This window comes from Roseovarius conchicola, assembly GCF_041403425.1.
Lineage (GTDB): Bacteria > Pseudomonadota > Alphaproteobacteria > Rhodobacterales > Rhodobacteraceae > Roseovarius > Roseovarius conchicola.
This window is the reverse complement of the sequence record NZ_JBGEHK010000002.1, coordinates 562,231-585,957: the sequence shown is the minus strand read 5'-3', so window position 1 is coordinate 585,957 and position 23,727 is coordinate 562,231. Positions and strand designations below refer to the sequence as shown.

At 62.5% G+C, this 23,727-nt stretch carries 20 protein-coding genes; 1 reads left to right on the top strand and 19 read right to left on the bottom strand.

Going from position 1 to position 23,727, the window contains the following annotated elements; translation table 11 throughout:
- Window positions 1-4: 4 nt before the first annotated feature.
- The 8 genes from V6N02_RS08710 to V6N02_RS08675 are packed head-to-tail and all read right to left on the bottom strand — an operon-like array spanning window position 5 to window position 7,788.
- The gene (locus V6N02_RS08710) at window positions 5-481 is read right to left on the bottom strand and encodes a class I SAM-dependent methyltransferase (protein WP_371225146.1); all 477 of its coding nucleotides are present in this window, start codon (window positions 479-481) and stop codon (window positions 5-7) included.
- A complete protein-coding gene (locus V6N02_RS08705) occupies window positions 478-1,236 on the bottom strand; it encodes a polysaccharide deacetylase family protein (protein WP_371225145.1) in 759 nt (252 codons plus the stop codon). Before V6N02_RS08705 ends, V6N02_RS08710 begins: the two co-directional genes overlap by 4 nt.
- On the bottom strand, window positions 1,233-2,372 hold the full coding sequence (locus tag V6N02_RS08700; protein WP_371225144.1) for a glycosyltransferase family protein: 1,140 nt from the start codon (window positions 2,370-2,372) through the stop codon (window positions 1,233-1,235). Before V6N02_RS08700 ends, V6N02_RS08705 begins: the two co-directional genes overlap by 4 nt.
- Complete coding sequence (locus V6N02_RS08695) at window positions 2,369-2,956, bottom strand: histidine phosphatase family protein (protein ID WP_371225143.1); 588 nt, start codon at window positions 2,954-2,956, stop codon at window positions 2,369-2,371. The genes V6N02_RS08700 and V6N02_RS08695 overlap by 4 nt, the downstream gene beginning before the upstream one ends.
- Window positions 2,953-4,026 carry a glycosyltransferase family 4 protein gene (locus V6N02_RS08690; RefSeq protein ID WP_371225142.1) on the bottom strand — a complete coding sequence of 358 codons (1,074 nt, stop codon included), beginning with the start codon at window positions 4,024-4,026 and terminating at the stop codon, window positions 2,953-2,955. Before V6N02_RS08690 ends, V6N02_RS08695 begins: the two co-directional genes overlap by 4 nt.
- Window positions 4,023-5,264, bottom strand: coding sequence for a glycosyltransferase family 4 protein (locus V6N02_RS08685; RefSeq protein ID WP_371225141.1), 1,242 nt, complete (start codon window positions 5,262-5,264; stop codon window positions 4,023-4,025). Before V6N02_RS08685 ends, V6N02_RS08690 begins: the two co-directional genes overlap by 4 nt.
- Complete coding sequence (locus tag V6N02_RS08680; RefSeq protein ID WP_371225140.1) at window positions 5,261-6,481, bottom strand: glycosyltransferase family protein; 1,221 nt, start codon at window positions 6,479-6,481, stop codon at window positions 5,261-5,263. The genes V6N02_RS08685 and V6N02_RS08680 overlap by 4 nt, the downstream gene beginning before the upstream one ends.
- 26 nt (window positions 6,482-6,507) lie before the next feature.
- Window positions 6,508-7,788: a nucleotide sugar dehydrogenase gene (locus V6N02_RS08675; protein ID WP_371225139.1), complete on the bottom strand. Its 1,281-nt coding sequence runs from the start codon at window positions 7,786-7,788 to the stop codon at window positions 6,508-6,510.
- A 161-nt stretch (window positions 7,789-7,949) separates the two neighbouring features.
- Between V6N02_RS08675 and V6N02_RS08670 the strand changes: the two genes are divergently transcribed.
- Entirely contained in the window at window positions 7,950-10,388 is a 2,439-nt protein-coding gene (locus tag V6N02_RS08670; protein ID WP_371225138.1) for a mechanosensitive ion channel family protein, read from the top strand.
- A gap of 233 nt (window positions 10,389-10,621) precedes the next feature.
- On the opposite strand, the gene V6N02_RS08665 is transcribed toward V6N02_RS08670, so the two are convergent.
- The 11 genes from V6N02_RS08665 to V6N02_RS08615 all read right to left on the bottom strand — a co-directional run bounded on the left by V6N02_RS08665 (window position 10,622) and on the right by V6N02_RS08615 (window position 23,684).
- Window positions 10,622-11,776, bottom strand: a complete 1,155-nt coding sequence (locus V6N02_RS08665; protein WP_371225137.1) for an ABC transporter permease — start codon at window positions 11,774-11,776, stop codon at window positions 10,622-10,624.
- Complete coding sequence (locus V6N02_RS08660) at window positions 11,773-12,801, bottom strand: ABC transporter permease (protein WP_371225136.1); 1,029 nt, start codon at window positions 12,799-12,801, stop codon at window positions 11,773-11,775. Before V6N02_RS08660 ends, V6N02_RS08665 begins: the two co-directional genes overlap by 4 nt.
- The gene (locus V6N02_RS08655) at window positions 12,798-14,711 is read right to left on the bottom strand and encodes an ABC transporter substrate-binding protein (protein ID WP_371225135.1); all 1,914 of its coding nucleotides are present in this window, start codon (window positions 14,709-14,711) and stop codon (window positions 12,798-12,800) included. The genes V6N02_RS08660 and V6N02_RS08655 overlap by 4 nt, the downstream gene beginning before the upstream one ends.
- A complete protein-coding gene (locus tag V6N02_RS08650) occupies window positions 14,704-16,476 on the bottom strand; it encodes an ABC transporter ATP-binding protein (protein WP_371225134.1) in 1,773 nt (590 codons plus the stop codon). Before V6N02_RS08650 ends, V6N02_RS08655 begins: the two co-directional genes overlap by 8 nt.
- Before the next feature lie 168 nt (window positions 16,477-16,644).
- The gene (locus tag V6N02_RS08645; RefSeq protein WP_371225133.1) at window positions 16,645-17,232 is read right to left on the bottom strand and encodes a hypothetical protein; all 588 of its coding nucleotides are present in this window, start codon (window positions 17,230-17,232) and stop codon (window positions 16,645-16,647) included.
- Window positions 17,233-17,301: 69 nt separating this feature from the next.
- Window positions 17,302-18,924, bottom strand: a complete 1,623-nt coding sequence (locus V6N02_RS08640) for a trimethylamine N-oxide permease (RefSeq protein ID WP_371225132.1) — start codon at window positions 18,922-18,924, stop codon at window positions 17,302-17,304.
- An 89-nt stretch (window positions 18,925-19,013) separates the two neighbouring features.
- A complete protein-coding gene (locus V6N02_RS08635) occupies window positions 19,014-19,805 on the bottom strand; it encodes a carbon-nitrogen hydrolase family protein (protein WP_420884251.1) in 792 nt (263 codons plus the stop codon).
- Between the two features lie 174 nt (window positions 19,806-19,979).
- The gene (locus V6N02_RS08630) at window positions 19,980-20,393 is read right to left on the bottom strand and encodes a hypothetical protein (protein ID WP_371225130.1); all 414 of its coding nucleotides are present in this window, start codon (window positions 20,391-20,393) and stop codon (window positions 19,980-19,982) included.
- 75 nt (window positions 20,394-20,468) lie between these two features.
- Window positions 20,469-21,833 carry an FMN-binding glutamate synthase family protein gene (locus V6N02_RS08625; RefSeq protein ID WP_371225129.1) on the bottom strand — a complete coding sequence of 455 codons (1,365 nt, stop codon included), beginning with the start codon at window positions 21,831-21,833 and terminating at the stop codon, window positions 20,469-20,471.
- A 58-nt stretch (window positions 21,834-21,891) separates the two neighbouring features.
- A complete protein-coding gene (locus tag V6N02_RS08620; RefSeq protein WP_371225127.1) occupies window positions 21,892-22,761 on the bottom strand; it encodes a GltB/FmdC/FwdC-like GXGXG domain-containing protein in 870 nt (289 codons plus the stop codon).
- Window positions 22,749-23,684 (bottom strand): class II glutamine amidotransferase domain-containing protein, encoded by a 936-nt coding sequence (locus V6N02_RS08615; RefSeq protein WP_371225126.1) that lies wholly within the window; start codon window positions 23,682-23,684, stop codon window positions 22,749-22,751. The genes V6N02_RS08620 and V6N02_RS08615 overlap by 13 nt, the downstream gene beginning before the upstream one ends.
- Window positions 23,685-23,727 lie beyond the last annotated feature (43 nt).

The following is a 23,727-nucleotide window of genomic DNA, read 5'->3' as shown; positions in this document are numbered from 1 at the left end:
CGCTTCAGGCGCGGTAGAACATGTAACGCCCCGGGGCGATGTCACCCGGTTCATCCAGCTGAGTGAAGCCGACCATCGGCTGCCCTGACACGATCAGCCCGCCGGGTGCCATGATCCGCGCCAGAAGCGGGCTGAGACGCGCGGCTTCGGCCACGTCCTGCTCTTTCACGCCAAAGCCCAGATCATAATGGGCCAAAGCGATCTGAGTGCCTTGGGCGTGCAGACGATCCAGCATCGGTTCGGCCTCACCTTCCAGAAAATCCGCCTCGGGCGGAACGCAGGACGGGTGGCATTTCAGCACCCGGTCGATCACCCAGATGCGCCGGTCCGGCAGGATTTCACGCAGGTGATCATAGGTGCGCCCGTTGCCAAGGCCGAGGTCAAGCACGTCGCCTTGCATATCGGTGATGTTCCGGGCGGCCCAGTTCAAACCGTCACGTTGGGCGGTGAAACGGCGCAGCATTGAGTCCAGTCGGCTCATTTCGGTGGCTCCTTTTCGGTGATCCAAGGGGTGGCCGGGCCGTCCATCAACACCGCCACAAGGCGCGCGCAGAAGGACCAGATTGACGCGTCATGGACAAGGTGATGGGTCAGCAGACCAAGGGGTTCGCTGGCATCCGCACGTCCGGCCCGACGGTCCTGCAGCAGCTTGGTGGTGTGGGCAATCAGCGCGCTCTCCTCGACCAGCCCGCCGCCGCCCCGCCAGTTGATCGGGTCGATATGGGTGTTGATCTGGGTCAGCCCCGGTGCGGGATGCGCCTTTGCGCGCGGTGTGAAGGTGGAGAGGGTGTGAAACCCACAATCCGGCAAGCGCGGCACAAGATCAGGCGCGATCCGGTTCCAGGGTGGCACGAAGAGCGGTTTGACATCAGCGCCGAACAGGGTTTGCAGCCGGTTCAGCCCGTTGCGGGCTTCGCTTTCGAGAACATCCAGCGGGCGATGGGCGCCAAACTCGGCCTTCTTCTGGGAGGCCGGGGCGTGGTTGTCGTGGGACCAGCCATGGACCACCGGGATCAGGGTCGGCGTATTGGTGACACGCGCGGCCAGTGTCGCATCCGCGTGGGCCGGGATCACGGCGAGGTGGACAGGCAAACCGGCCTCTTGCGCCATCCTGGCGAGGTCGCGCAGGGCGGGCGTGTCGGACACGGCATCATCATCGCGCCACCAGAAGGGCAGCTTTAGCCCCTCGGCCTGCCACTGCTGCAGTTCGGTTGCAAGCGGGGTCCAGTCGGTCATTGGCGCGCCTCCCACATCGTTTGAGTCAGGCGCACGGTTTCGGCGGCCCCGTCAAAGCCCAACCCATCGGTGGGGCGACGCGGCAGGGCGGCAAGGGTGCGGACCGTCTCGGCCAGACGCGATGGGGTCAGATCGGCATTCAGGACCATGTCCATCGCGGGCAGTCGGGCAAGGCTGTCGGCGCGCAGCCCCTGTTCCACTTCGCCGCCCTCGTCAAACGGGATCAAGAGCGCGGGCACGCCGGTCTGCAGCAAGTCCAACGCAGTGTTGTAACCTGCCAGGCTGACCGAGCAGGCGGCGTGGTTCAGCATCTGGCGGAAATCGGGCCGGGCCGGCTCGGCGATCAGGTTGGAGGGCGCATCGGTCATCAGCGTGGTGATGGCAGGAACGGGATCGCTGCCCCCGATCAACAGCCGCCATGTCAGGTCAGGCGTCAGGGCCGCCGCCGCGCGCGCGGTTGCAAAAACATGCCCGCCAACGGCCCCGCCCCCGGCGCTGACCAGCACCTCGCCCTGCCCGGCGGCGTCGGGATGTGGTGCGGGCGCCGGAGCGGTGACAAAGCCGGTATAGTGCAGCTTGTCCGCAAGATCGGGCGTGACGGGCCAGCTGATCTCAAGCGGGGTCGCGGTGGCATCGGAGTGCACCAGGACGCCATCGTAGAGGCGGCCGATCAGGGCATGGGTGGCCTCGGCCTTGGCGGGTTTCGAAGGCGGTGCGAGGATATCGCGGATCGAAGACAGGATGAGCGGGCGCGGGGTTTGCGCATGGGCGGCATCGAGCAGGGCCGTGAACTCGGCGCTTAAGGTTCGGCGGCCAAACGGGAACAGCTCGGTGATCAGGACGTCGGGGGCGATCCGGGTCAGTGTCTCAAGCAGGGTTGCCCGACGCGCGGCCAGATAATTGTTATCCGCCGAGGTGCCATCAGGGCGCAGAAGCGTGCTGAAATTCGTGCCGTCCGAGCGGAGCGGGGGCAGTTGGATCAGGTCGATCCCAGTCGTGTCGATGCCCGGAACAGGGCCTCCGCCAGAGGCGACGCTGACACTGTGCCCGGCCTGTGCGAAGGCCCGTGCCAGCACCAGCGCGCGGCGCAGGTGACCGGTGCCCAGAAGGTGGGTGACGGTGATCAGGACGTTCATTGCGTGTCCCTTGGGATCAGTCGCACAGGTTCGTCTTGGGCCAGCCGAAGCCGTGGTGTGATCTGCAGGATATAGAGCCGGTTGCGCTTGATCCAGAACGGGGCGGGGCCGTCGAAATCCCACCCCGTGGCGCGGGCCAGAAGCACCCGCATGATGCCCATATGCGAGACCACGACGGTGTCCGTGGTCACGGTGGTCAGCCAGTCCGAGACGCGCGCCCAGACCTGTTTCGGGCTTTCGCCGCCGGGCGGTTGATAGTCCCATCCCCAGTGTTCGATGTCGCGAAACCCCGATGCGGGATCGGCCTTGAGATCGAGGCCTTTCTGGCCCTCCCAATCGCCCCAGTGCATTTCACGCAAGGCGGGCACGATCTCGGGAGGGTGACCGCTGACCAGTTCGGCGGTCTCGGTGGCACGGCAGAGCGGGCTGGAGATGACTTGAGCTTTGTCCCATGGCGCAGGCAAGGCAAACGCTGCGAGATCGGTGCGGGCGTCCTCGTCCAGCGCGATGTCGCTTTGGCCCTGAATGCGGCCCGCGCGGTTCCACGGGGTATGACCGTGGCGCAGAAGGGCGATGCGGGTCATGGCGTGCCCCCGATCAGAGGGGTGAGCGTGCCGCGCAGGGTTGCGGCGGCGGCGGGCATCAGGTGCCGCGTTGCGTTTTGCCGTGCGGCGGCGCTGGCGGCGTGGCGGGTATCCGGGTTGCTGAGCAGATCGTTCAGGCGCGCGGCCAATCCGGTGGGGCCGTCTTCGGGCGTGGGGTAGTCACCCGGAGGCAGCACATCGCGCACGCCGGGGCGGTCTTGGGCCACGATCGGCAGCCCCGCGATCTGGGCCTCGATATAGACCATGCCAAACGCCTCGTTCACGCCGGGCCAAACGAACAGGCCCGCTTGGGCATATTGGTGCGCCAAGGCCTCGGGGTCCAGCGCGCCGAGAAATGTGACGCGGGGGGCGAAGGGGGCGAACAGCGCCTCAACCTGAGGCCGGGCGGGACCATCGCCAGCAATCTGCAAATGCCAATCGCCGGTCACTGATTCCAACGCCTGCGCCAATAGCCTGTAGGACTCCAGTTTATCGTCCGGGCGCATCATGCCGACGGTGAGCATCGGGCCATCGCCGGGGGCTGGATCGGGCAACGTGTCGCGATCCACGAAGGGGGCCAGCGGGACGATCTGCTGACCCTGTGTACGATCCCGATCCAGCGCCACCCGGTCGCGGGCGGTAAGCGAGAAGATAGCTGAAGCGGCATTGCTGGCGGCCTCGGCCGCTTTGGCAAACCCGGCCCAGGGACCGGTGAGACGGGACTTGGCGCGGGTGGCCTCGATCAGGACATAGGGGATGCCATGGGCGGCGGCGATATGCGGGCCGATCAGGTCGGGGGCCTTGTAGTAATTGTGGTAGGTGACCCAGAGCGCGCAATCGGAGGTGCGCGGGATCAGGCGCGTGATCTCGTCCTGCGCCTCGGACATCAGGCGAGCCTGCGCCTCGGCCTGCCCGTCAGGTTCACGGCTGCGCAGTTCGGACATCAGATCGACGTCAGCGTTCAACCCCTGCCCTAACGCTTTGATCAGGTTGCGCGCCATCTGGCGGTCGCCCGAAGGCGTGGGATGCCGGGGCGATTTCAAAGGGGCATAAAAGGCGATCCGGGTCATCCCGATGCCTCGATCAACGCGGTGAGACGCTGTGAGAGGCGGGTGATGCCGGGGTGCATGGCGAATTCTGCGTGCAGGCGGGCATGGGCGGCCTCGGCCATGGCGTTCGTGGTGGCGGGATCATCCGACATCTGGGTGATCGCCTGCGCCAATGCTTCGGGGGCGTCATCGGACAGCAGACCATGGGTGCCGCTGTCGATGAATTCCGGGATGGCCGAGACGGGCGTCGAGAGGATGGCCAGCTTTTGCGAGGCGGCTTCCATCAGCACATTGGGCAGGCCATCGCGGTCGCCATCGGCGGCCACGCGGCTGGGCAGCACGAAGAGGTCAGCATCGCGCATGGCGGCAATCACCTCGGGCTGATCGCAGGCACCGCGCCAGGTGATGCGTTCGGCAATCCCTGCGGCCTCGGCTTGCGATTGCAGAGGGGTTTTCAGGTCACCGCCACCGATATGGGTCCAGTGCCAGTCGACGCGGGGCGGCAAAAGGGCCAGCGCGGCGATCAGCCGGTCAAAGCCCTTCTTCTCGACCAGACGCCCCACGGACAGCAGATGGATTGGCGCATCGGCCTTGCGCAAAGGGCGGTCCGGTGCGTCGGGGAAGCGGGCAAAGTCCAGCCCATGATAGACCAGATCGACGCGAGCCGGATCATCAGAGAGATCGCGCAGATGGCGCGCACCGAAAGCGGTGCAGGTCGCCCCGAATGTGGCCCCATCACTGGCGGCTGACAGTTTCTCACGCAGTTCCCAGTCGGGCGACGTCCAGATGTCCTTGGCATGGGCCGAAAAGCTCCAGGGCAGGCCACGGATCATCGCGGTGTAGCGCGCGACCGAAGCGGGCGTGTGCAGAAAATGCGCGTAAAGACCGCGCGCGCCGGGTGGCAATTCGGCGGCCATGACACAGGCCTGGCCAAAGCGGCGGATGCGATTGCGGCTGCGGTCGCGGCGCAGATCGCCCCACCACGTGCCAAGCGCGCGGCGAAAGCCCGGCTGACGACGCACGCGCCAGAGCGCACGGATCACGCGCAGCGGTTCCTGGTGCAGGTATTCCGGCAGATAGCGGACCTGTGCCTGCAGACGGTCATGCAACGGGTGGCGTTTCTTGTCGGTGGGAAAGCGCAGCGACCAGATCTCAAAGTGGTGCCCGGCCTCTTCCAGCGCGACCAGTTCCTGCGCGATGAAGGTTTCGGACAGGCGCGGCCAGCCCTTGACCACCACCGCAAGGGGGGCATCGCTCATTCGGCGGCAGCGCGGTTGGCGCGGTCCGCCAGCAAAGCGGTGACGCGGGCATTCACGCTGTCCAGCCCGTCCAGCAATCCATCGACAAAGGCCTCAGAGGGCGGAGATTGCTGCGGTAGGCCGCGAATGGCGTCGATCATGGCTTGCGGTGTATTGCCATCACGGGTTTCATCCAGCATCCGGCACAGGCCCAGTTCCTCGGCGCGGGCAGCGCGGATATATTGTTCAAGCCGGGGCACTTTACGGGGCAGGATCACGGCGGGTTTGTCGAAGGACAGAACTTCGCAGAACGTGTTGTAACCGCCCATGCAGATCACGCCCTGCGCGCCATCAAACAGCGTTTCGATTTCGGCTTCGAACCCGACGGTGGTGACCCGGCCATCCAGCTTCTCGACCCGCTCTTCAAAGGCGCGGCGGGTGTCGCCCGACAGGAAGGGACCATAGACCAGCTTGGCCTCGGGGCCGAGATCGGGGTCGGCCTCGTAGGCGGCCAGCAGCAAATCCACCAGCGCCTCGCCATCGCCACCCCCGCCGGGGGTCACAAGGATGTAGGTCTCGTCCGGCGGGGTGGCTGATTTGCGCATTGAACGGCGCAGATACCCCGTCCAGTGCATCCGCGCACGGGTGGCGGGGGACAGGTCAAGGCCGGCGGTGGGATCATAGATCGAGTTCAGGCCATAGACCCAGATTTCGTCATAGAACCGTTCGGTTGCCGCGATGCCGCCCTTGCGGTCCCACTCGGCGGCCAGCACATCGGGTTCGTCCAGTACGTCGCGCAGGCCCAGCACCAGCTTGGTGCGCCCTTCGGCCAGCAGGCTTTCCAGCACCGGCAGCAGTTCGCCGCGAAAGCCGGTGGGTTCCTTGTCGACGATCAGAAGGTCGGGTTCGTATTGTTCCACCGCCGACTGGATCAGGCCCGAGCGCAGGCTGGTGGTGGCGTCGATATCCATGCCCAGCGTTGTGGACACGTAAGAGCCATCCGAGCGTTTGGTCACACCCGGCAGGCGGATGTGATCGACCCGTCTGGGAAAGGCAAAGCGTCCGGCCACAGGCGAGCCGGTGAGGATCAGCGCCGAGGCGGTCGGATCGGCCTGGGTGATCGCCGTCGCCAGCGCGCGCGAGCGGCGCAGGTGGCCCAGCCCGAACGTGTCGTGGCTGTAGAGCATCACCCGCGGAGCGGGTCCGGATTGTGGGGGAAGTGATGGTGCCTTAGCCATATCGTATTTCTCTTGCGGGCCTTGGCCTACAGCCTCATATCCGAGGCGGATCGGTCAAATAGTCCCTTGATGTCATAGAGTATTGCACCGGGTTTGCCCAAGCCCCGGATGGCATCGGCCCCCATTTCTAGGAACTCTGTATGCGCAATGGCCACAATAATCGCGTCATAGGTGCCGGGTTCGGGGGTGGTGATGGGGAAAATACCGTATTCGGCCTTCACCGCATCCGCGTCGATCCACGGATCGTAAAGATCGGCATCCACCGTGTAATCCCCGAGTTCCTGCAGGATATCGGCCACGCGGGTATTGCGGGTATCGGCGCAGTTTTCCTTGAAGGTGAAGCCCATGACCAGCACGCGGGCGCGGGCCAGATCGACCTTGCGGGCCAGAAGCGCCTTGATCAGTTCCTGAGCGACATGGCGGCCCATCCCGTCATTGATGCGCCGCCCGGCAAGGATGACCTCGGGGTGATAACCCAGCTGCTCGGCGCGATACGTCAGGTAATAGGGGTCCACGCCGATGCAATGGCCGCCGACAAGGCCGGGTTTGAAGGGCAGGAAGTTCCACTTGGTGCCCGCCGCCTCCAGCACATCCAGCGTATCGAGGCCGAGGCGTGAAAAGATCAGGGCGAATTCATTGACCAGCGCGATGTTGAGGTCGCGCTGTGTGTTCTCGATCACCTTGGCCGCCTCGGCCGTGGCAATCGAGGAGGCGCGGTGCAGCCCGGCCTTGACCACCGGGGCATAAATCGCCTCGACCCGGTCAAGGGTGGGGGCGTCCTGGGCCGCGATCACCTTGATGACGTTTTCCAGTGAATGTTCGGCATCGCCGGGGTTCACCCGTTCGGGCGAATAGGCCAGCGCGAAATCCGTTCCGGCGGTCAGCCCGCTGGCCTTGGCCAGTTCCGGGCCGCAGACCTCTTCGGTGACGCCGGGATAGACGGTGGATTCAAGGATCACCAGCGCGCCGGGGCGCAGATGCGGGCCGATCATGCGGCAGGCCCCGCGTACAGGGTCAAGATCGGGTTTGCGGGCATCGGTGATGGGTGTGGGCACGGCGATGATGAACACATCGGCGGCCGCGAGATCGGCGGGATCGGCGCTGAAGGTCAGAGAGGTTTCGGCCAATGACGCCTCGGAAACTTCGCCGTTGCGGTCATGCCCTGCCTTGAGGGCCGCGATATGGCCACCGTCAAGATCGAACCCGATCACGTCGCGCCCGGCCCGGCCCAAGGCCAGCGCAAGGGGCAGGCCGACATATCCCAGGCCCAATATCGCGATGGAGTGGTGATCAATGGATGCGGACATGGGCAAGTGCCAGTGCTGAAAGGTAAATCGCTGACGCATATACGCGCCAGTCCTGGGGATTTCCAGCATTGCGACACAGAATTACGATGTTGTGACAGCCGTGTGAGAGTGTGCAGAATTGCGCCGCGGTCCACACTGCACTAGCGTGAGCCGAAGTAAAGATGACCGAGAAGGCGTGGGACATGGTGTTGAATTGGCTGCGGAGTCTTCTGATCCTCGTGCTGTTGATGGCAGCGCCGGTGATCACCCATGCGCAAAGCCTGACGCCGCTGCCCGGCGTGGGTGGCACGGCTGAGGAGAGCAGCGAGACACCGGTGGCCGATGCCATCCGACAGGCCGCCGAACAGGGTGTCTCGGTGGTGGTCGTGGATCAGGACGGGCAAGTGATTGCCGTACCGGGGGTGTCACAAACCACCGAAGACGCGGATGATGCCGAAAAGATGGGCCAGGGATCGGCCCTGATGAAGGCACAGGAACGGGCCACCGCCTTTCGAGACACATTGCAGGAACGGCTGGACGCGCTGCCCGGTTCGATCATCGAAGTGGCCTATATCCTGAGGGCAACCAGCCCGGACGGGCGGATCATGACCTATGTCGAGGCTGTGGTGTTCTCGATCATTCTGTTCATTATCGGCCGCTTTCTGACCACCGAGATTTACGGCAAGCGCTTTGCCAAACGCTATGTCGTGGCACGGATCAAGGACAACCCCGAGGGCTTCCGCGAGAAGATGCCCTTCCTGGTCTTCCGCTTTTTCATGGGCGTGATCGGCACATTGGTGTCGATGCTTTTTGCCTATATCATGGGATCCCTGATTTTCGGACCCGCCGAAGATGTCTCGATGCAGTTCACCATCGCGGCGATCTATACGACCTATTTCTTCTGGTCGGTGATTGCCGATCTGTGGCGGATGATCCTGTCGCCTTATCTGCCGCAATACCGCATCCCCAACTTTTCAACCCGCGATGCGCGGCACTTGTATTACTGGGCGCTGGGGCTGGCCCTGATAGATTGGGTCGTGGTCGCCTTTGCCACCTGGCTATGGGATTTCGGGCTGAACTATAACCTTTATGCCATTGTTTACGGCGTTCTGGCGCTGGCGATCATGTTGCTGAACGTGCTGATGGTGCTGGTCAACCGGCGCGCCATTACAAATGCGTTCCGCAACGGCAAGGAAACCAGTGAGCTGACCTGGCTGGGGCGGTTCGTGTCCTACGCCTGGGCCCCGGCAGTGATCTTTTACTTCATCGTCGGCTGGGTGAATCTGGCCATGGATCTGGTGCTGGAGCGGCCCACGTCGATCCCGATGATCGCGGGCGCATATGGCGTGCTGTTGTCAGTGATCGTTGTCTACGGCGTGATCAACTATGTCATCGAACGGTTCTTTGAACGCCACCGCCAGCTGCGCGAGATGAACGCCGTCGGGCACGCGGCAGACGCCGCCGAAGAGGCCGAAGAGGGCAGCGGCGACAGCCCGGACGGCGAACTGGGTGAAGACATTCAGGACGCCGAGGACGAGATCTACCAGCCCCGGGTGTTCCCGCGGATGATGACCTTCGAGGCGCTGGCACGGCGGGTCTCGGCGATTCTGGCGCTTGTGGCCGGGGGCGTGGCGCTGTTGCTGATCTGGGGCGAAGGGCGCATCCTGAATGACGTGCTGGTCGACAGCCTCTTGGACGTCGTGGTGGTGATGTTTATCGGCTATATCGTCTACCACATTTTCCGCATCTGGATTGACAGCAAGATTGCCGAGGAAACCGTGGACATGCCCGAGGCCGAACTGGGCGACGAGGGCGGCGGGGCATCAAGCGCAAGCCGGCTGGCCACCCTTCTGCCGCTGTTTCGCAACTTCATTCTGGCTGTGGTCGTCGTCACCATCGCGCTGATCGTGCTGCTGGAACTGGGCATCAATGTCAGCCCGCTGTTTGCCGGTGCCGGTGTGGTCGGTCTGGCCGTTGGGTTTGGTGCGCAGACACTAGTGCGTGATATTTTCTCGGGCGCGTTCTTTCTGGTCGATGATGCGTTCCGCAAGGGCGAATATATCGATATCGGGCAGGTCAAGGGCACGGTCGAGAAAATCTCGGTGCGCTCGTTCCAGCTGCGCCACCATCTGGGCGCGCTGCACACCATTCCGTTTGGCGAAATTCAGGTGCTGACCAACTATTCGCGTGACTGGGTGATGATGAAGCTGCCCCTGCGGGTGACTTATGACACCGATGTGGACCGGGTCCGCAAGCTGATCAAGAACCTGGGGCAGGAATTGCTGGAGGATCCGGTGATCGGCGACAGCTTCCTGCAGCCGCTGAAAAGTCAGGGAGTGATCGAAATGCAGGACAGCGCGATGATCATCCGGGTCAAATTCATGACCAAGCCGGGCGATCAATGGCTAGCCCGCAAGAAGGTCTATCAGGAGATCCGCAGCCTGTTTGCCCGCGAAGGCATCAAGTTTGCCCATCGCGAGGTGACGGTGCGGATCGCCGATGAGAAGGCCGAAGACCTGACCGACAAGCAGCGCGAGGCGATTTCAGGGGCCGTTGAGGCCGCGATTGATGATGATCTTCTGGAGGATATGGGCGGGCCGCAGGGGGGCGATGATCGCTAATGCAGTTTTGTGAAGGCCCCGCTTTCTGGCCGTGAGCGGAGGTTGGAGTTTTAGCCCCCGCGCGGAATCAAGGCCGCAGGCCGCCGCGCGATCGCCAGACCGCCCGCATGGGCTGGCGATTTGGCCCGGCTTGGTGCAATGCAGTGATCTATTGCGGATTTGGCGACCATAAAGCGCATCACACAAAGGTTGGATCGCCATCCCGCGGTCTGGCCATCGCGCGCCTCAACGCCCTACTGCTCGTAAGGATCAAGGCTGTCGCGCAGCCCATCCCCGAGGAAGTTGAACGCCAGCACTACGATGATGATCGGCAGCATGGGGATCGCCGTCCACGGGTAAATCTCGATCGAAGCAAGGTTCTGCGCGTCGTTCAGCATCACCCCCCAGCTGACCGCCGGCGCGCGCAGGCCGAGGCCAAGGAAGCTGAGCGCCGTTTCCCCCAGTATCATCGCCGGGATCGACAGGGTGGCCGAGGCGATCAGGTGGCTGACGAAATTGGGCAGCAGGTGGCGGCGGATCACCCGGCCGGAGGAGGCGCCCATCATCTCAGCCGCGCGCACGTATTCTTCTTCCCGTAAGGACAGGAATTTGGCGCGCACCGCGCGGGCCAGCCCCGGCCAATCCAGTATCCCAAGGATCACCGAGATGATGAAGAACACCGCCACGGGCCCCCAACTGGACGGGACCGCCGCCGAGAGGGCCAACCATAAGGGCAGTTCCGGCAGTGAGCGGAGTATTTCGATCTTGCGCTGGATGAACCAGTCGATCCGCCCGCCGAAATACCCGGCAATCGAGCCAAAGCCGATGCCAAGGATGAACGAGACGGTGATGCCGATCAGCCCCACGGTCAGCGACAATTGCGCGCCGTAAAGGATGCGACTGAACACATCGCGGCCAAGCCTGTCCGAGCCCAGCAGGAACACGGTTGAGCCTTCGGAGGCGCAGAACAGATGGGTGTCGGTCTTGATCAGCCCGGCCAGACGATAGCTGTCGCCCTCGCAGAAAAACTGCAGCGGCATCGGGCGGGTCGTGTCCGTCTCATAGGTCCATTGGAAGTTTTCAAGATCGGCCACCGCGGTGCGTGGATAGACGAACGGGCCCACCAGTGAACCCTCGTGAAACCAATGCACCATCTGGGGCGGGGCATAGAGGTGATCGGCGTTGCGCTCGGACGGCGTGTAGGGCGCGATGAACCCGGCGAAGGGCAGCATCAGGTAGGAAAACAGCAGGAAGATGCCCGACCACAGGCCCAGCTTGTGCTGTTTGAACTTGCGCCAGACCAGCAGCCAGTTGGGGGCGTCAAACTCGGCCCGTTCGATCCGGTTGATGTTTTCATCCGGATCATAGGGGGCATCGTCCACATAACGTCCGTCGGGCAGTTGGGTCATGCCTTGCGCCCCCCGTAGCGGATGCGCGGGTCCAGCAGGACGAGCAGCAGATCGGAAATCATCGTGCCGATCAGGGTCAGCAGGGCGACGAACATCAGGATGAACCCGGCCAGAAACTGATCCTGACTTTTCAGCGCAGCCAACAAGGCCGGACCGATGGTTTGCAGGCCCAGCACCACCGACACCAGAACCGAGCCCGAGATCATCGAGGGCAGCAGGTTGCCGATATCGGCCACGAACGGATTGAACGCCATGCGCAGCGGGTATTTGGACAGCATCCGCGCCGGGGCCATGCCCTTGGCGCGGGCGGTTTCCACGTAAGGTTTACCCAGTTCATCCAGAAGGTTGGCGCGCAGGCGTTGCATCATCGCCGCCGCGCCAGACGTGCCAATCACGAAGGTGGGCACGATCAGGTGAATGAGGATCGACTTAACCTTGTCCCAGCTCATCGGTTCGCCCTCGAACTGCGGGTCCATCAGCCCGCCGATGGGCAGGCCGAGATATTTCTGGCCGTAATAGAACAGGATCAGCGCCAGCAGGAAGTTGGGCGTGGCAAGGCCCAGATAGCCCACGAAGGCGGCCGAGTAATCGACCCATGTTTTCGATTTCGCCGCTGCCAGCACGCCCAAAGGCAACGCGACCATGTAGACAAAGAGAACCGCCGCCAGATTGACCAGAACGGTCAGCCACAGGGCATCGCCGACGATATCGGCGACGGGCTGATCGAACTCGAAGGACCAGCCGAAATCGCCCTGCAACAGGCCGGAAAACCCGTTGGGTCCGGGGATGGCCCCAATCCAGATCAGGTATTGCTGCCAAAGCGGGCGATCCAGCGCATATTCGGCGCGCAGGAATTCGGCCTTTTCGACCGCCGCGCTTTGACCCGTCGCCTGCAATTCGGCGATCTGGTTGGACAGGTAATCGCCCGGCGGCAGGTTGATGATGAAAAACACCAGAACCGAGACCACGCCCAGCGTCAGCACCATGGTCATGAACCGGTAGGCGGCGTATTTCAGCAGGCTCATTGCGTGACCTCGGCGCCGAGGTCGATCCAGAATTCATCGACGCGGTGCACCCCGAAATGCGCGCCCGGATCCCATGCCCAGATCGCCGCATCGGGCACGTTGCGCAGCCGGTCGGACACCACAACGGGCTGGGGCGCTTCGGAGAGGATGCCGATGGCGAATTGCTGATCCGCATGGATGTCCAGCATCTCGCGCCAGATCGCGCTGCGGGCGGCGTCGGTGGGGGCATCGCGCCACGCGTAGGACAGCTCCATCAAGCGGGATGCGGCCTCCAGATCCGGGGCCTCCCCGGCCTTGCCGTGGGTCTGATAGTATTGTCCCCATTTGGGCCAGGAGAGGAAATCCTGATGTTTCGGGGCCAGGTAATCGGGTGGCGTGCCCGCCGTGGGGATGCCGTTGTCCCAGCCGAACCAGACCGAGGCCATGGTGACGCCCGAATAGACCCGGTTGCGCAGGATATCGCGATCCAGCGGGCGCATGATCAGTTTGACCCCCGCATCGCGCCAGGTGTCGGTGATGATTTGCAGAGCGTTTTCAACCTCTTGCCTCTCACCAGCGGTTTCCACCACGAGCTCCATCGGGCGGCCATCGGGCAACAGGCGGATACCGTCCGCGCGGCGTTCGCCGAGGCCCGCCTCGTCCAGCAGTTGATTGGCCAGTTCGGGGTTGTAAAGCGCCCAGGCGGTCAGGCGGGCGGGGTCAAAAAACGGGCTTTGGGACAGGGCGGTCATGCCGCCCTCTTTGCCCAGTCCGAAATAGAGCGCACGGTTGATCATCCGGCGGTCAATGGCAAGGCTGAGGGCGCGGCGCACCCGCACGTCGCGCAGCACGTCACGCCAGACCGGATCGTTGAAATTCAGATTGGGGTAGATCGCAATCTGGCTGGCCACGCCATTGGCCCACAGATGCGTGCTGTAGGGCATGCCATCGGCCTCGCCCTTTTTCAGAACCGAGATGTCGCGGAAGGACAGTCCGCGGGCCTGCAAATCCACCTCGCCCGCGTTGGTTTTGGCCGCGATAAGCCCGCCCGAGACGACGGTCATCTGCACAATGTCGATATAGGGCAGTTGAATGCCGGCCGTGTCGATCCGGTGGTAAAACGGGTTCTTCACAAACAGGTGGCGGGTGCCTGCCTTACCGGTTGCGTTCATCCATGGCTGTAGGGTCGGCTCATACTGATTGTCGAATTTATACATGTTGTCCAAGCGGTTATGCAGCGCCGCCCAGCTGCGCACCCGCTTTTCTTCCATCATCACCTTGAGGCTTTCCGCATCGGCGAAATCGGCGTGAAACTGTTTGAGATAATGAGCCGGACGATAGATGAACAAGGGGCTGGCCTGTGCCAGGGCCCCCAGGAAATTGGGGTTCGGCGCGTCCCATTCATAGATCACCGTCACCTCATCCGGGAAGGACACGCGCGGCGGCACGCCATCGACCAGCAACAGTTCGGACGGGCCGCCGGGGGTCAGCTCTTCGTTGTTGACCACGTGGTCCCAGTAATACTCAAAATCCGCCGAGGTGAAGGGGTGCCCGTCGGACCATTTATGCCCCGGGCGCAGATGGAAGGTGAACCTGCGGTTCCCTTCATTCTCAAAGTCCAGAAGGATGTCGGGCACAATGTTATAGGCGTCGTCATACCCGACAAGCCGGGCATAGCCATAGACCACCATCTGACGGATATCCTTGGAGCGTGACACCAGGGTGCGCAAGGTGCCGCCCTGCTGCCCCGGCAGGCGGCCTTTGGCTTCGGGATCAACGACCAGCGGCATGTCCGGCACCCGCTCGGCCACGGGGGGCAGATATCCGGCCTCGACCTCGTCAGACCAGAACTGGCTTTCTTCCAGCGCGGGCCCGGCCTGCGCGGTTGAGACACCGCAGGCGAGGATCAGGGCAACCAACCATTTACGCATGGCAGCGTACCCTGTGGCCCGGGGCCATCTCGGTCAGGCGGGGTGTGAGATCGGGGGTAAAACGGAACGCCTCGGGCCAGGTGTCGGGGTCCCCTGCCCCTTGTGCCACCAGCTTGAGGTTGATGGGGCGGTCGATATCCGGCTCGGGCTGCGCGGCGATCAGCGCCTTGGTGTAGGGATGTTGCGGGTCATAAAACAGCGTTTCGGGCGGGGCCTGTTCCACCACCATGCCCTGACGCATCACCGCCACCTCATCGGCGATCCGCGCCACCACGGCCAGATCGTGACTGATGAAGAGGTAGGACAGGCCCGCGCGCTGTTGAATGTCTTCGAGCAGGCAGAGGATTTGTTCCTGTACCGAGACATCCAGCGCCGAGGTCGGTTCGTCACAGACCAGCAAAGACGGGTCCAGCATCAGGGCGCGGGCAATCGACAGGCGTTGGCGTTGGCCGCCGGAAAACGCATGCGGATAGCGATAGAGCATCTCGGGTTTCAGCCCGACCCAGCCCAGCATTTCGGCAGCTTTGTCGCGCTGTTCCAAGCGGGTGCCAAGCCCGTGGATCTCCAACGGCTCGGTCAAAGCGTCGATCACCCGCATCCGGGGGCTGAGCGAGGAATAGGGATCCTGAAACACCATCTGTGCCTGCTTCTGAAAAGCCGTGCGGGTGGCGCGGTTCATGGCGTGAACGGCAATCGGATCGGCATCCGGTGTGGCGCGAAACAGCACCTCGCCACCTTCATCCGGCATCTCGGCCCCCAGCGCGATGCGCGCGCAGGTGGTTTTGCCCGAGCCGCTTTCACCGACAATGGCCAGCGTTTTGCCGCGCGTGACTGACAGATCGACGCCGCGACAGGCACGCACCAGCACGTCGGGTTTCCAGCGCGACGAGCCGCGCACATGGTAGGTTTTGGACAGATCGCACATCGACAGAATCAGGTCATCCTGCGGTACGGGCGGGGCCGGTTTGGCCACCTCGGGGATCATCGGGGCGGCCGAAAACAGCTTTTGCGTATAGGCATGGGCGGGAGCGCCGAGGATGGCGGTGGCAGGCCCGGATTCCATCACCCGGCCCTTGTTCATGACCACCACGGTTTCTGCCATGTTGGCCACCACGCCCAGATCATGGGTGACCAGAATGACGGCAGTGCCGGTGTCGCGTTGCAATTCCTTGATCAGACCCAGGACCTGCGCCTGCGTGGTGACATCCAGCGCCGTGGTCGGTTCGTCCGCGATCAGCAATTCGGGTTTCGAGATCATCGCCATGGCAATCATCGCCCGCTGGCGCATGCCACCCGACAGCTCAAACGGATAGGCGCGGTAGGCGCGTTCGGGATCGGGAAAGCCGACCCGCTCAAACTGTTCAATCGCCGCCGATTTGGCCTTGGCCGCGCTGACGCCGCGGTGCAGGCGCAGCGCCTCGATCACCTGATTGCCAACCCGGTGCAGGGGCGAGAGCGAGCGCATCGGTTCCTGAAAGATCATCGAGATCGTGTTGCCGCGAATAGCGCGCATCTGCCGTTCGCTGAGCGACATCAGGTCCTGCGGGCCGTCGCGACCTTCAAACATCATCACACCGCTGGTCAGGCGCGCCTTCCTGGGCAGGATACGCAACAGGGAGCGGCAACTGATCGTCTTGCCCGATCCGCTTTCGCCGACCAGCGCGAGGGTCTGGCCCTTTTCGACCGCAAAGCTGACTCCGCTGACAACGGGAGGGGCGTCACCAAAGGCGATACTGAGGTCTTCAACGCGCAAAAGTGCGGTCATAAATGGTGCTGTCCCAACGCTTGTCCGTAGCCCCCGGCCCTATCCGGGGCGTGGCGGCTGTTCCGAAACATCTTGGCAATGCGCGCGGGCATTCGTCAATGCATGTGACGGGACGGGACGAACACAATTTTGTTGGTCGGCGCGGGAGGCTAGCTGCTGCGAAGCGGTCTAGCGGCCCAGATTTTCCGAGCGGCTTGCCCCCCAGTCCGGCTCGAACCCCAGAACCACCGTGTCGGGCGGGATCGCGGGGTTGAACAGACGGTTATGGGCCATGGTCGCCTGGTAAAGCGTGTTATGCGCCGCCAGCTTCCAGACCTTGCAGGACAGATCAAAGCGTTGGGAATAAGCCTCGAACACCAGCCGACAGCTTTTCGCGCGGCGAATTGTCAGCGCCCCCTCCGAGCCCGGCGGGAAGGTGGCGGTCAGGACATCCGAAAACTCAGAAGCCTTCTGGTAATAGGTCGAGGACAGGAATTTCATCGCATCCGCGCGGCGTTGCGCCGGATCGTGGGTTTTCTTGGCCATATGCAGGAACTCGGGCGTGACGGAGTAGCCCGGCGTCTTGTTCATCAGGGTAATGATATGGCCAAGCGGTGCCTCGGCCCCGTCGAGATAGACGGCCGGCATGATCGCGTCGTCGGGGCGGCCATCGCCTTCGCGCATGTTCAGCTGGCGCACCCGGCATTGCCATTTCATGAAGGTCTGGCGCAGGGGGTGATCGGAATAGGATTGGCCCAGTTGTGCGGCAAGGCTCATGCGACGTTCCTTTTCAGTTTTGTCCGGGCCACCAGATATGGGCGGCCCGGATAGGTTACTCGTATTTGCCTAGAGGTGGAAGATTTGGTTAGCCACGATCGCGACCCCAATCCCCGCCGCCAGAACAACATAGGGCAACACGCCAGCCTTGCGGACATCCAGGTCGCGCGAGGAGACATGCAGGTCATCCAGCATTTGCTGCGGGAACTTGCCCTTGTCCTGCACCCAGTGCCGGAAGGCAAAGACCGGGATGATCAGCAGCGCCGCGATAATACCGGACATCAGCGTGCCCTCGCCCCAGACATTGGCACCGGCCCCGAGCAGCACCGCGTTGACGAAGCTGAGCGCCACGCCCACCGCCATCAGCGGCGTCGGGCAACGCCATGGGCGCGGGGTATCGGCGCTGTCGATCCGGTGAATCCAGCCTGCGTTGAGGTTCAGGAAGTTGAAGATCAGGTAGCAGCAATTCGACACCGCCAGCACGAACAGGTAGTCCGACATCATCAGCAGGATCAGGTTGAAGCCCAGATCGGTCCACATGGCATTGGCTGGTGCCCCGTGGCTGTTGGCGCGGCCCAGATAGCGGGGCAGCCAGCCGTCGATTCCGCCCTGATAGAGCGTGCGCGAAGACCCGGCCATCGAGGTCATCACCGCCAGCAGCAAGGCGAGGATCAGCATGATGACCATCAGCGAGAAGACAACTGATCCGCCGCCGACCATGCCCGCCATGGCACCGGCCACGGCCGAACCATCGACAATGCCTTCCTGCAACATGCCCTCGACACCAAGCACCCCCTGAAACGACAGCGGCACGACGGTATAGACCACGATGCACAACATCCCCGCGAAGAGGATCGCGCGCCATGTATCGCGGGCGGGATCCTTGAACTCGGACGTGTAGCAGATCGCGGTTTCAAACGCGTAGGCCGACCAGGCCGCGATGAAGAGACCGCCAAGGAAAAGCGTCCAGCCCGGAATATCCCAGACGCCTTCGGTGAGGTTGCCTGCATCGTCAAAGGCCAGCGGCTTGAGCGGCGTGAGGTTTTCGGCCAGCACATCGCCTGACAGCAGCGGGACAAACCCCACGATCAGCAGCGGAATGACCACGGCCAGACCCATGATCGTCTGAAATTTCGCCGCCCGAAGAACACCGCCATGCTGCATGGCAAAGACCAGCAGCAGGATCAGCGCCCCGAGAAGAAAGGTGGCATCAACCCGCAGCGCCAGGTCCGACTTGAGAAAGTCGAGATTGACCAGGACAATTTCCCAGCTGCGCACGGCGCTGTCGGCATCAAAGAACACCGTCAAGATATAGCCCGCCGCCAAGCCGCCGCCGATCGCCAGAACCGGCGTCCAGGCCAGCCAGTTGCACCAGACCGATAGCGGAGCGAGGATGCGGCTGTAGCGCACCCAGGCGGCCGCGCCATAGACCGAGGCACCGCCGCTTTTGGAGGGGAAGAGACCGGCGATTTCGGCGTAGATAAAAGCCTGAAGGAAGCCGAAACTGACGGATATTATCCAGATGGCCCAGGAGGGATTGCCGATCGTGGCGGCAATGCCCCCGATCGAAAACAGAACCAGTGCCGGAACGCCGCTGGCCAGCCAGAACGCCTGTGGCCAACCAATGGCCCGGTGCAGGCCGCCGTCATCGGCGCCCCCCCGTGCCACGGTTGGATTTGTTTGTTCAGTCATGACTGTCCTCCGGTTTATGTTATGTTTTATATTATGATTGTATTGCCCCGGCACTTTGCCGGGGTCTGGTCATTGCCCTGAAAATCGGCCTAGCTTGGGCCGGTCAGGCTAAAGGGCTGATCCACCGTACGGCTGGGGATCTTGCGAGTCGTCTCGCCGACCATATCCAGGTCAATCTGTGCCTGAACGACGCCCGGGGTCGTGCCGCCATCGGCGATCACCTCGCCCCACGGGTTGATCACCAGAGAGTGGCCAAAGCATTCGCCGCCACCGGGCACATCGCCAATGGCGCAGGGCGAGATCACGAAACAGGTGTTTTCGATGGCCCGCGCCCGGTTGAGGATATGCCAATGCGCCTCGCCTGTCTTTTTCGTGAAGGCGGCAGGGCAGATCAGAACCTCCGCCCCCGCCTGCGCCAATGTGCGAAACAGTTCGGGAAAGCGCAGATCATAGCAGATCGTGTGCCCGATGCGGGCAAAGGGCGTGTCATGCACCACCGCTTTCGACCCGGGACTGACCGCCGCACTTTCGCGATAGACCTCCGTCTCGGACAGCTGAATATCGAACATGTTGATTTTGTCATAGCTGCCACGGATGGCGCCTGTGTCGTCGATCATCAAACCACGGTTTAGGATGCGGCCATCAGGGGCATCCACGGCAATCGAGCCGAGATTAACCCATATGCGCGCCTCGGCGGCAAAACCCTGCATCGCCTTCAGGAACGGATGATCCTCCTGAGGGGCCGAAGGCGGCGTCACCGCCGCCCCCTCTGTTCTCAGCCCGCCGCAATATTCCGGCAGGAACAGGATATCGGCCCCCGCCTTGGCAGCAGCCTGGGCCAGCGGCACCGCCTCGTCCAGTGCCGACTGAAAGTCGGGCATTGGCCGTGTCTGAAGACAGGCGATATCAAGCGGGCGGGCCATGGGTATCCTCGAAGGTCACAAACGTTTCGAGACAAAGCTGGAAAGCAACTCGATTTCAAAACGGCCACAACAGTGACAGGTTCCGGGTGTTTCGGCGTGTTGTCGGTTGCACAGCAACACGCCGGAAACCCTTCAGAACTTCATGTAGGCTTTTCTGAGCGATACCAGAGGATGACGGTCCGACATCTGGAACTTGATCAGGAATTCGCGGGCAATCATGTCGCGGTCCTGCTGATTGTCGGGCAGTTTCACCGATTCCGGCACACGCACCCAGCCATTGTTGTTGCGGTCAAACACCGCTGCGGCACCCTCTTCATAGCCCATATGGACATCCTCAAGCCAGTTGAGATCGTCCCAGCCCATGACTTCCATATACTTGGTCAGGAAGGGGGTGATGCGGTTGTAATCAGGCACAAGGTTCACGTCATAGCGATAGCCAATGTGCTGACCGATTTCCTTTTCGCGTTCGGATTCAAGGCCGTCCGAATCCTTAAGGAACTGATCGACATCCTTGATCTCGGAGCCGCGGTACTGTGTTCCAGCCATTTGTTTTCTCCTTTCGGATGGTGGGATCAAATCCCACCCTACGGTATGCGGTAGGGTGGGTTTTCAACCCACCGTTTACAGGTGGTGATAGTCTTCGACGCCAACGGTGTGGTTGGTGCCCGCAAGCGGCACACCGGCCATGGCCGAGGCTTCCATCGTCAATGCAGCCAGATCCTCGGGCTCTAGCGAGTGGAGATAGGTCTTGCCGCAGGCACGGGCGAAAAGCTGTGCCTCGATGGTGAGCGTGTGCAGGAAGTTGTACACACGTTCCGCCGCCGCATCCGGGTCAAGCCGCTCGCGCAGCTTGGGATCCTGCGTGGCCACGCCAACCGGGCAGCGGCCCGTGTGGCAGTGATAGCAATAGCCCGGCTCGGCACCGATTTCGTCGGGATAGTTGGCCTCGGGGATGTCCTTGTTGCAGTTCAGCGCCATCATGGCCGAGTGGCCGATGGCGATCGCATCTGCACCCAGGGCAACGGCCTTGGCCACGTCGGCCCCGTTGCGGATACCGCCCGCGTAAACCAGGCTGATCTCGCCGCGCTTGCCCAGATCGTCGATGGCCTTGCGGGCCTGACGGATCGCGGCCATGCCGGGCACACCGGTGTCTTCGGTGGCAAGGTGCGGGCCAGCGCCGGTGCCGCCTTCCATCCCGTCGATATAGATCGAGTCGGGATCGCATTTAACGGCCATGCGCACGTCGTCATAAACGCGGCTGGCGCCCAGTTTCAGCTGGATCGGGATTTGCCAATCCGTGGCTTCGCGGATTTCCTGAATTTTCAGGGCCAGATCGTCCGGGCCCAGCCAGTCAGGGTGACGGGCGGGTGAGCGTTGGTCGATCCCGGCAGGCAGGCTGCGCATCTCGGCAACCTGGTCGGTCACTTTCTGACCCATCAGGTGGCCACCCAGGCCCACTTTACAGCCCTGGCCGATGAAGAATTCACAGCCATCCGCCAACACGAGGTGGTTGGGGTTGAAGCCATAACGCGACTGAATGCACTGATAGAACCATTTGGAGCTATAGCGGCGTTCATCCGGGATCATCCCGCCTTCGCCCGAGCATGTCGCGGTTCCGGCCATTGTGGCGCCACGGGCCAGAGCGGTTTTGGCTTCATAGCTCAGCGCGCCAAAGCTCATCCCGGTGATGTAGATCGGGATATCGAGTTCGAGCGGCTTCTTGGCACGGGGGCCGATGATCGTCTTGGTTTCGCATTTCTCGCGGTAACCTTCGATCACGAAGCGGGTCAGCGTGCCCGGCAGGAAGGTCAGGTCATCCCAATGGGGGATTTTCTTGAACAGCGAGAAACCCCGCATCCGGTAGCGTCCAAGCTCGGATTTGATGTGGATGTCATCCATCACCGCCGGGGGGAAGATGAAGCTGTCACCGATGCGGTTTACATCGCGCGCCAGCGCTGGTTTTTTGGGCAGATCTCCGTCAGCCATGGTGTTTTCCTTTCCGTTTAGGGAATGGCACAGCCCCCTCGGGGGCCGGGGCCGAGGTTTACAGAATGAGTTTCTTCTCGTTCGGTTCGAGGTTGTCGTAGTTCCACAGCTGCTTGCCTGCGACGACCTTGGTGAAGTGATCCACGCCCTTGTCGGGCATCAGGCCATATTGCGTCAGCTTGCGGGTCAACCATGCCTTGTCGAGATCGGTCAGTTCGGCTTCGACCGCGTCAACCCCGTAGGATTTGACGTCGCCACCGACATAGATCGTCCCGTCATACATCGAGTCGCCCAGGTTCTTGCCGGCATTGCCGCAGACAACCATCCGGCCCCGTTGCATCATGAAGCCACTGAGCGCGCCGGTGTCACCGCCAACGATGATCGTGCCGCCCTTCTGGTCGATGCCTGTACGCGACCCAACAGAGCCACGGCAGACCAGATCGCCGCCACGAATGGCTGCCCCGAAGGTGGAGCCGGCGTTCTTTTCGATCATGATCGTGCCGGACATCATGTTCTCGCCACAGGACCAGCCCACGCGGCCAGTGATGCGCACGTTCGGACCGTCGATCAGACCCACGGCGAAGTAGCCGGTCGAGCCTTCGATGATCAGGTTCAGCTTGGACAGGATGCCCACACCCAGCGAGTGCATGCCGCGCGGGTTCTGCAGCACGATCGTGCCATAGCCTTCGGCCATCAGCTCGCGGATATTGGCGTTGACCTCGGTGGTGGTTTTGCCATCACAGTCGATCTCGGTCCGCTTGTTGAAGTCGACCTCGGGGGCCCAGGGATAGGTGAACCGTTCCTCGGCGTCGGGGTCAAACTCGACATAGAGCGATTGACCGGTCAGCTGTTCCGTTGTCATCCCGAGCGCTTTGGCGCGCTCGTCCTGAGTCATTTCCTTGAGTTCTGCGTCACTTACGCTTGCCATACCCGGACCTCCTCGTCGTAAGGGTCATATGTGTCGATTTCTTCGGGAAGGATCGCGCGGATGGCGACCTCTTCGCTGGCCATGGCGATCAGATCGTCGCTTTCGTAAAGGACCAGCGGCTTGGCAGCCATCGTGTCCTTGGCCATGCCCAGTTGATCCTTGGTGGCCACCAGATAGGTGAACACGCCGTCGATCTCGTCGATGGATTGACGCAGGCTGTCTTCAAGCGAAACGCCATTGGCCAGGTTGTGCGCGGTGTAGACCGCCAGCAGTTCAGAGTCACAGTTCGACATGAACCGGTGGCCCTTGCGCTCCATCTCGCGGCGCATGATCCAGTAGTTGGTGATCTGGCCGTTATGCACAACCGAGACGTCGTTATAGGGGAACGCCCAGTAAGGGTGGGCCGATTTGATGTCGACGTCCGATTCCGTGGCCATGCGGGTATGGCCGATGCCATGCGTGCCCTGGAAATCATTCAGGCCATAGGCTTCGGACACAACGGCCGCGTCGCCCAGATCCTTGATCAGTTCAAGGCCGTTGCCCATCGACAGGATTTCGACGCCTTCGGTTTCTTCGATATGTTCCGCCATGGTGCCGGTGTCACCATCATGGGTCAGGACATAGCGCAGCGAGTATTCGCGGGGCGCCTCCTTGGATTTGATCTTGGCGCCGTGCTCTTTGAGGATGGTTTCCACCTCTTCGATACGGTCGACAATGACCTGATGGATACCGCGGCCGCGGTCCATGTCTTCGGCTTCGGCCACTTTCAGGCGCATCACGTAATCGCCCTCGGTGGGTTCTCCATATACCGCGTAGCCGGTGCTGTCCGGCCCCCGGTGTTTAAGGGCCTGCAGCATCGCTGTCATTTCCGAGCCGACAGACGAACTTTTGCCCTTGTGAATCAATCCAGCAATTCCACACATCTGGAAGCGCCTCCTTCAGGTTTGAGGGTTAGGTCGTGTATTC

Coding starts and splice junctions, on each gene's coding strand:
- V6N02_RS08665 (WP_371225137.1), bottom strand. CDS start 11,776: ATGACCCAACTGCCCGACGGACGTTATGTGGACGATGCCCCCTATGAT.
- V6N02_RS08645 (WP_371225133.1), bottom strand. CDS start 17,232: ATGAGCCTTGCCGCACAACTGGGCCAATCCTATTCCGATCACCCCCTG.
- V6N02_RS08670 (WP_371225138.1), top strand. CDS start 7,950: ATGACCGAGAAGGCGTGGGACATGGTGTTGAATTGGCTGCGGAGTCTT.
- V6N02_RS08695 (WP_371225143.1), bottom strand. CDS start 2,956: ATGACCCGCATCGCCCTTCTGCGCCACGGTCATACCCCGTGGAACCGC.
- V6N02_RS08705 (WP_371225145.1), bottom strand. CDS start 1,236: ATGACCGACTGGACCCCGCTTGCAACCGAACTGCAGCAGTGGCAGGCC.
- V6N02_RS08625 (WP_371225129.1), bottom strand. CDS start 21,833: ATGGCTGACGGAGATCTGCCCAAAAAACCAGCGCTGGCGCGCGATGTA.
- V6N02_RS08650 (WP_371225134.1), bottom strand. CDS start 16,476: ATGACCGCACTTTTGCGCGTTGAAGACCTCAGTATCGCCTTTGGTGAC.
- V6N02_RS08700 (WP_371225144.1), bottom strand. CDS start 2,372: ATGAACGTCCTGATCACCGTCACCCACCTTCTGGGCACCGGTCACCTG.
- V6N02_RS08710 (WP_371225146.1), bottom strand. CDS start 481: ATGAGCCGACTGGACTCAATGCTGCGCCGTTTCACCGCCCAACGTGAC.
- V6N02_RS08615 (WP_371225126.1), bottom strand. CDS start 23,684: ATGTGTGGAATTGCTGGATTGATTCACAAGGGCAAAAGTTCGTCTGTC.
- V6N02_RS08655 (WP_371225135.1), bottom strand. CDS start 14,711: ATGCGTAAATGGTTGGTTGCCCTGATCCTCGCCTGCGGTGTCTCAACC.
- V6N02_RS08660 (WP_371225136.1), bottom strand. CDS start 12,801: ATGAGCCTGCTGAAATACGCCGCCTACCGGTTCATGACCATGGTGCTG.
- V6N02_RS08690 (WP_371225142.1), bottom strand. CDS start 4,026: ATGACCCGGATCGCCTTTTATGCCCCTTTGAAATCGCCCCGGCATCCC.
- V6N02_RS08620 (WP_371225127.1), bottom strand. CDS start 22,761: ATGGCAAGCGTAAGTGACGCAGAACTCAAGGAAATGACTCAGGACGAG.
- V6N02_RS08675 (WP_371225139.1), bottom strand. CDS start 7,788: ATGTCCGCATCCATTGATCACCACTCCATCGCGATATTGGGCCTGGGA.
- V6N02_RS08680 (WP_371225140.1), bottom strand. CDS start 6,481: ATGGCTAAGGCACCATCACTTCCCCCACAATCCGGACCCGCTCCGCGG.
- V6N02_RS08630 (WP_371225130.1), bottom strand. CDS start 20,393: ATGGCTGGAACACAGTACCGCGGCTCCGAGATCAAGGATGTCGATCAG.
- V6N02_RS08635 (WP_420884251.1), bottom strand. CDS start 19,805: ATGCCCGACTTTCAGTCGGCACTGGACGAGGCGGTGCCGCTGGCCCAG.
- V6N02_RS08640 (WP_371225132.1), bottom strand. CDS start 18,924: ATGACTGAACAAACAAATCCAACCGTGGCACGGGGGGGCGCCGATGAC.
- V6N02_RS08685 (WP_371225141.1), bottom strand. CDS start 5,264: ATGAGCGATGCCCCCCTTGCGGTGGTGGTCAAGGGCTGGCCGCGCCTG.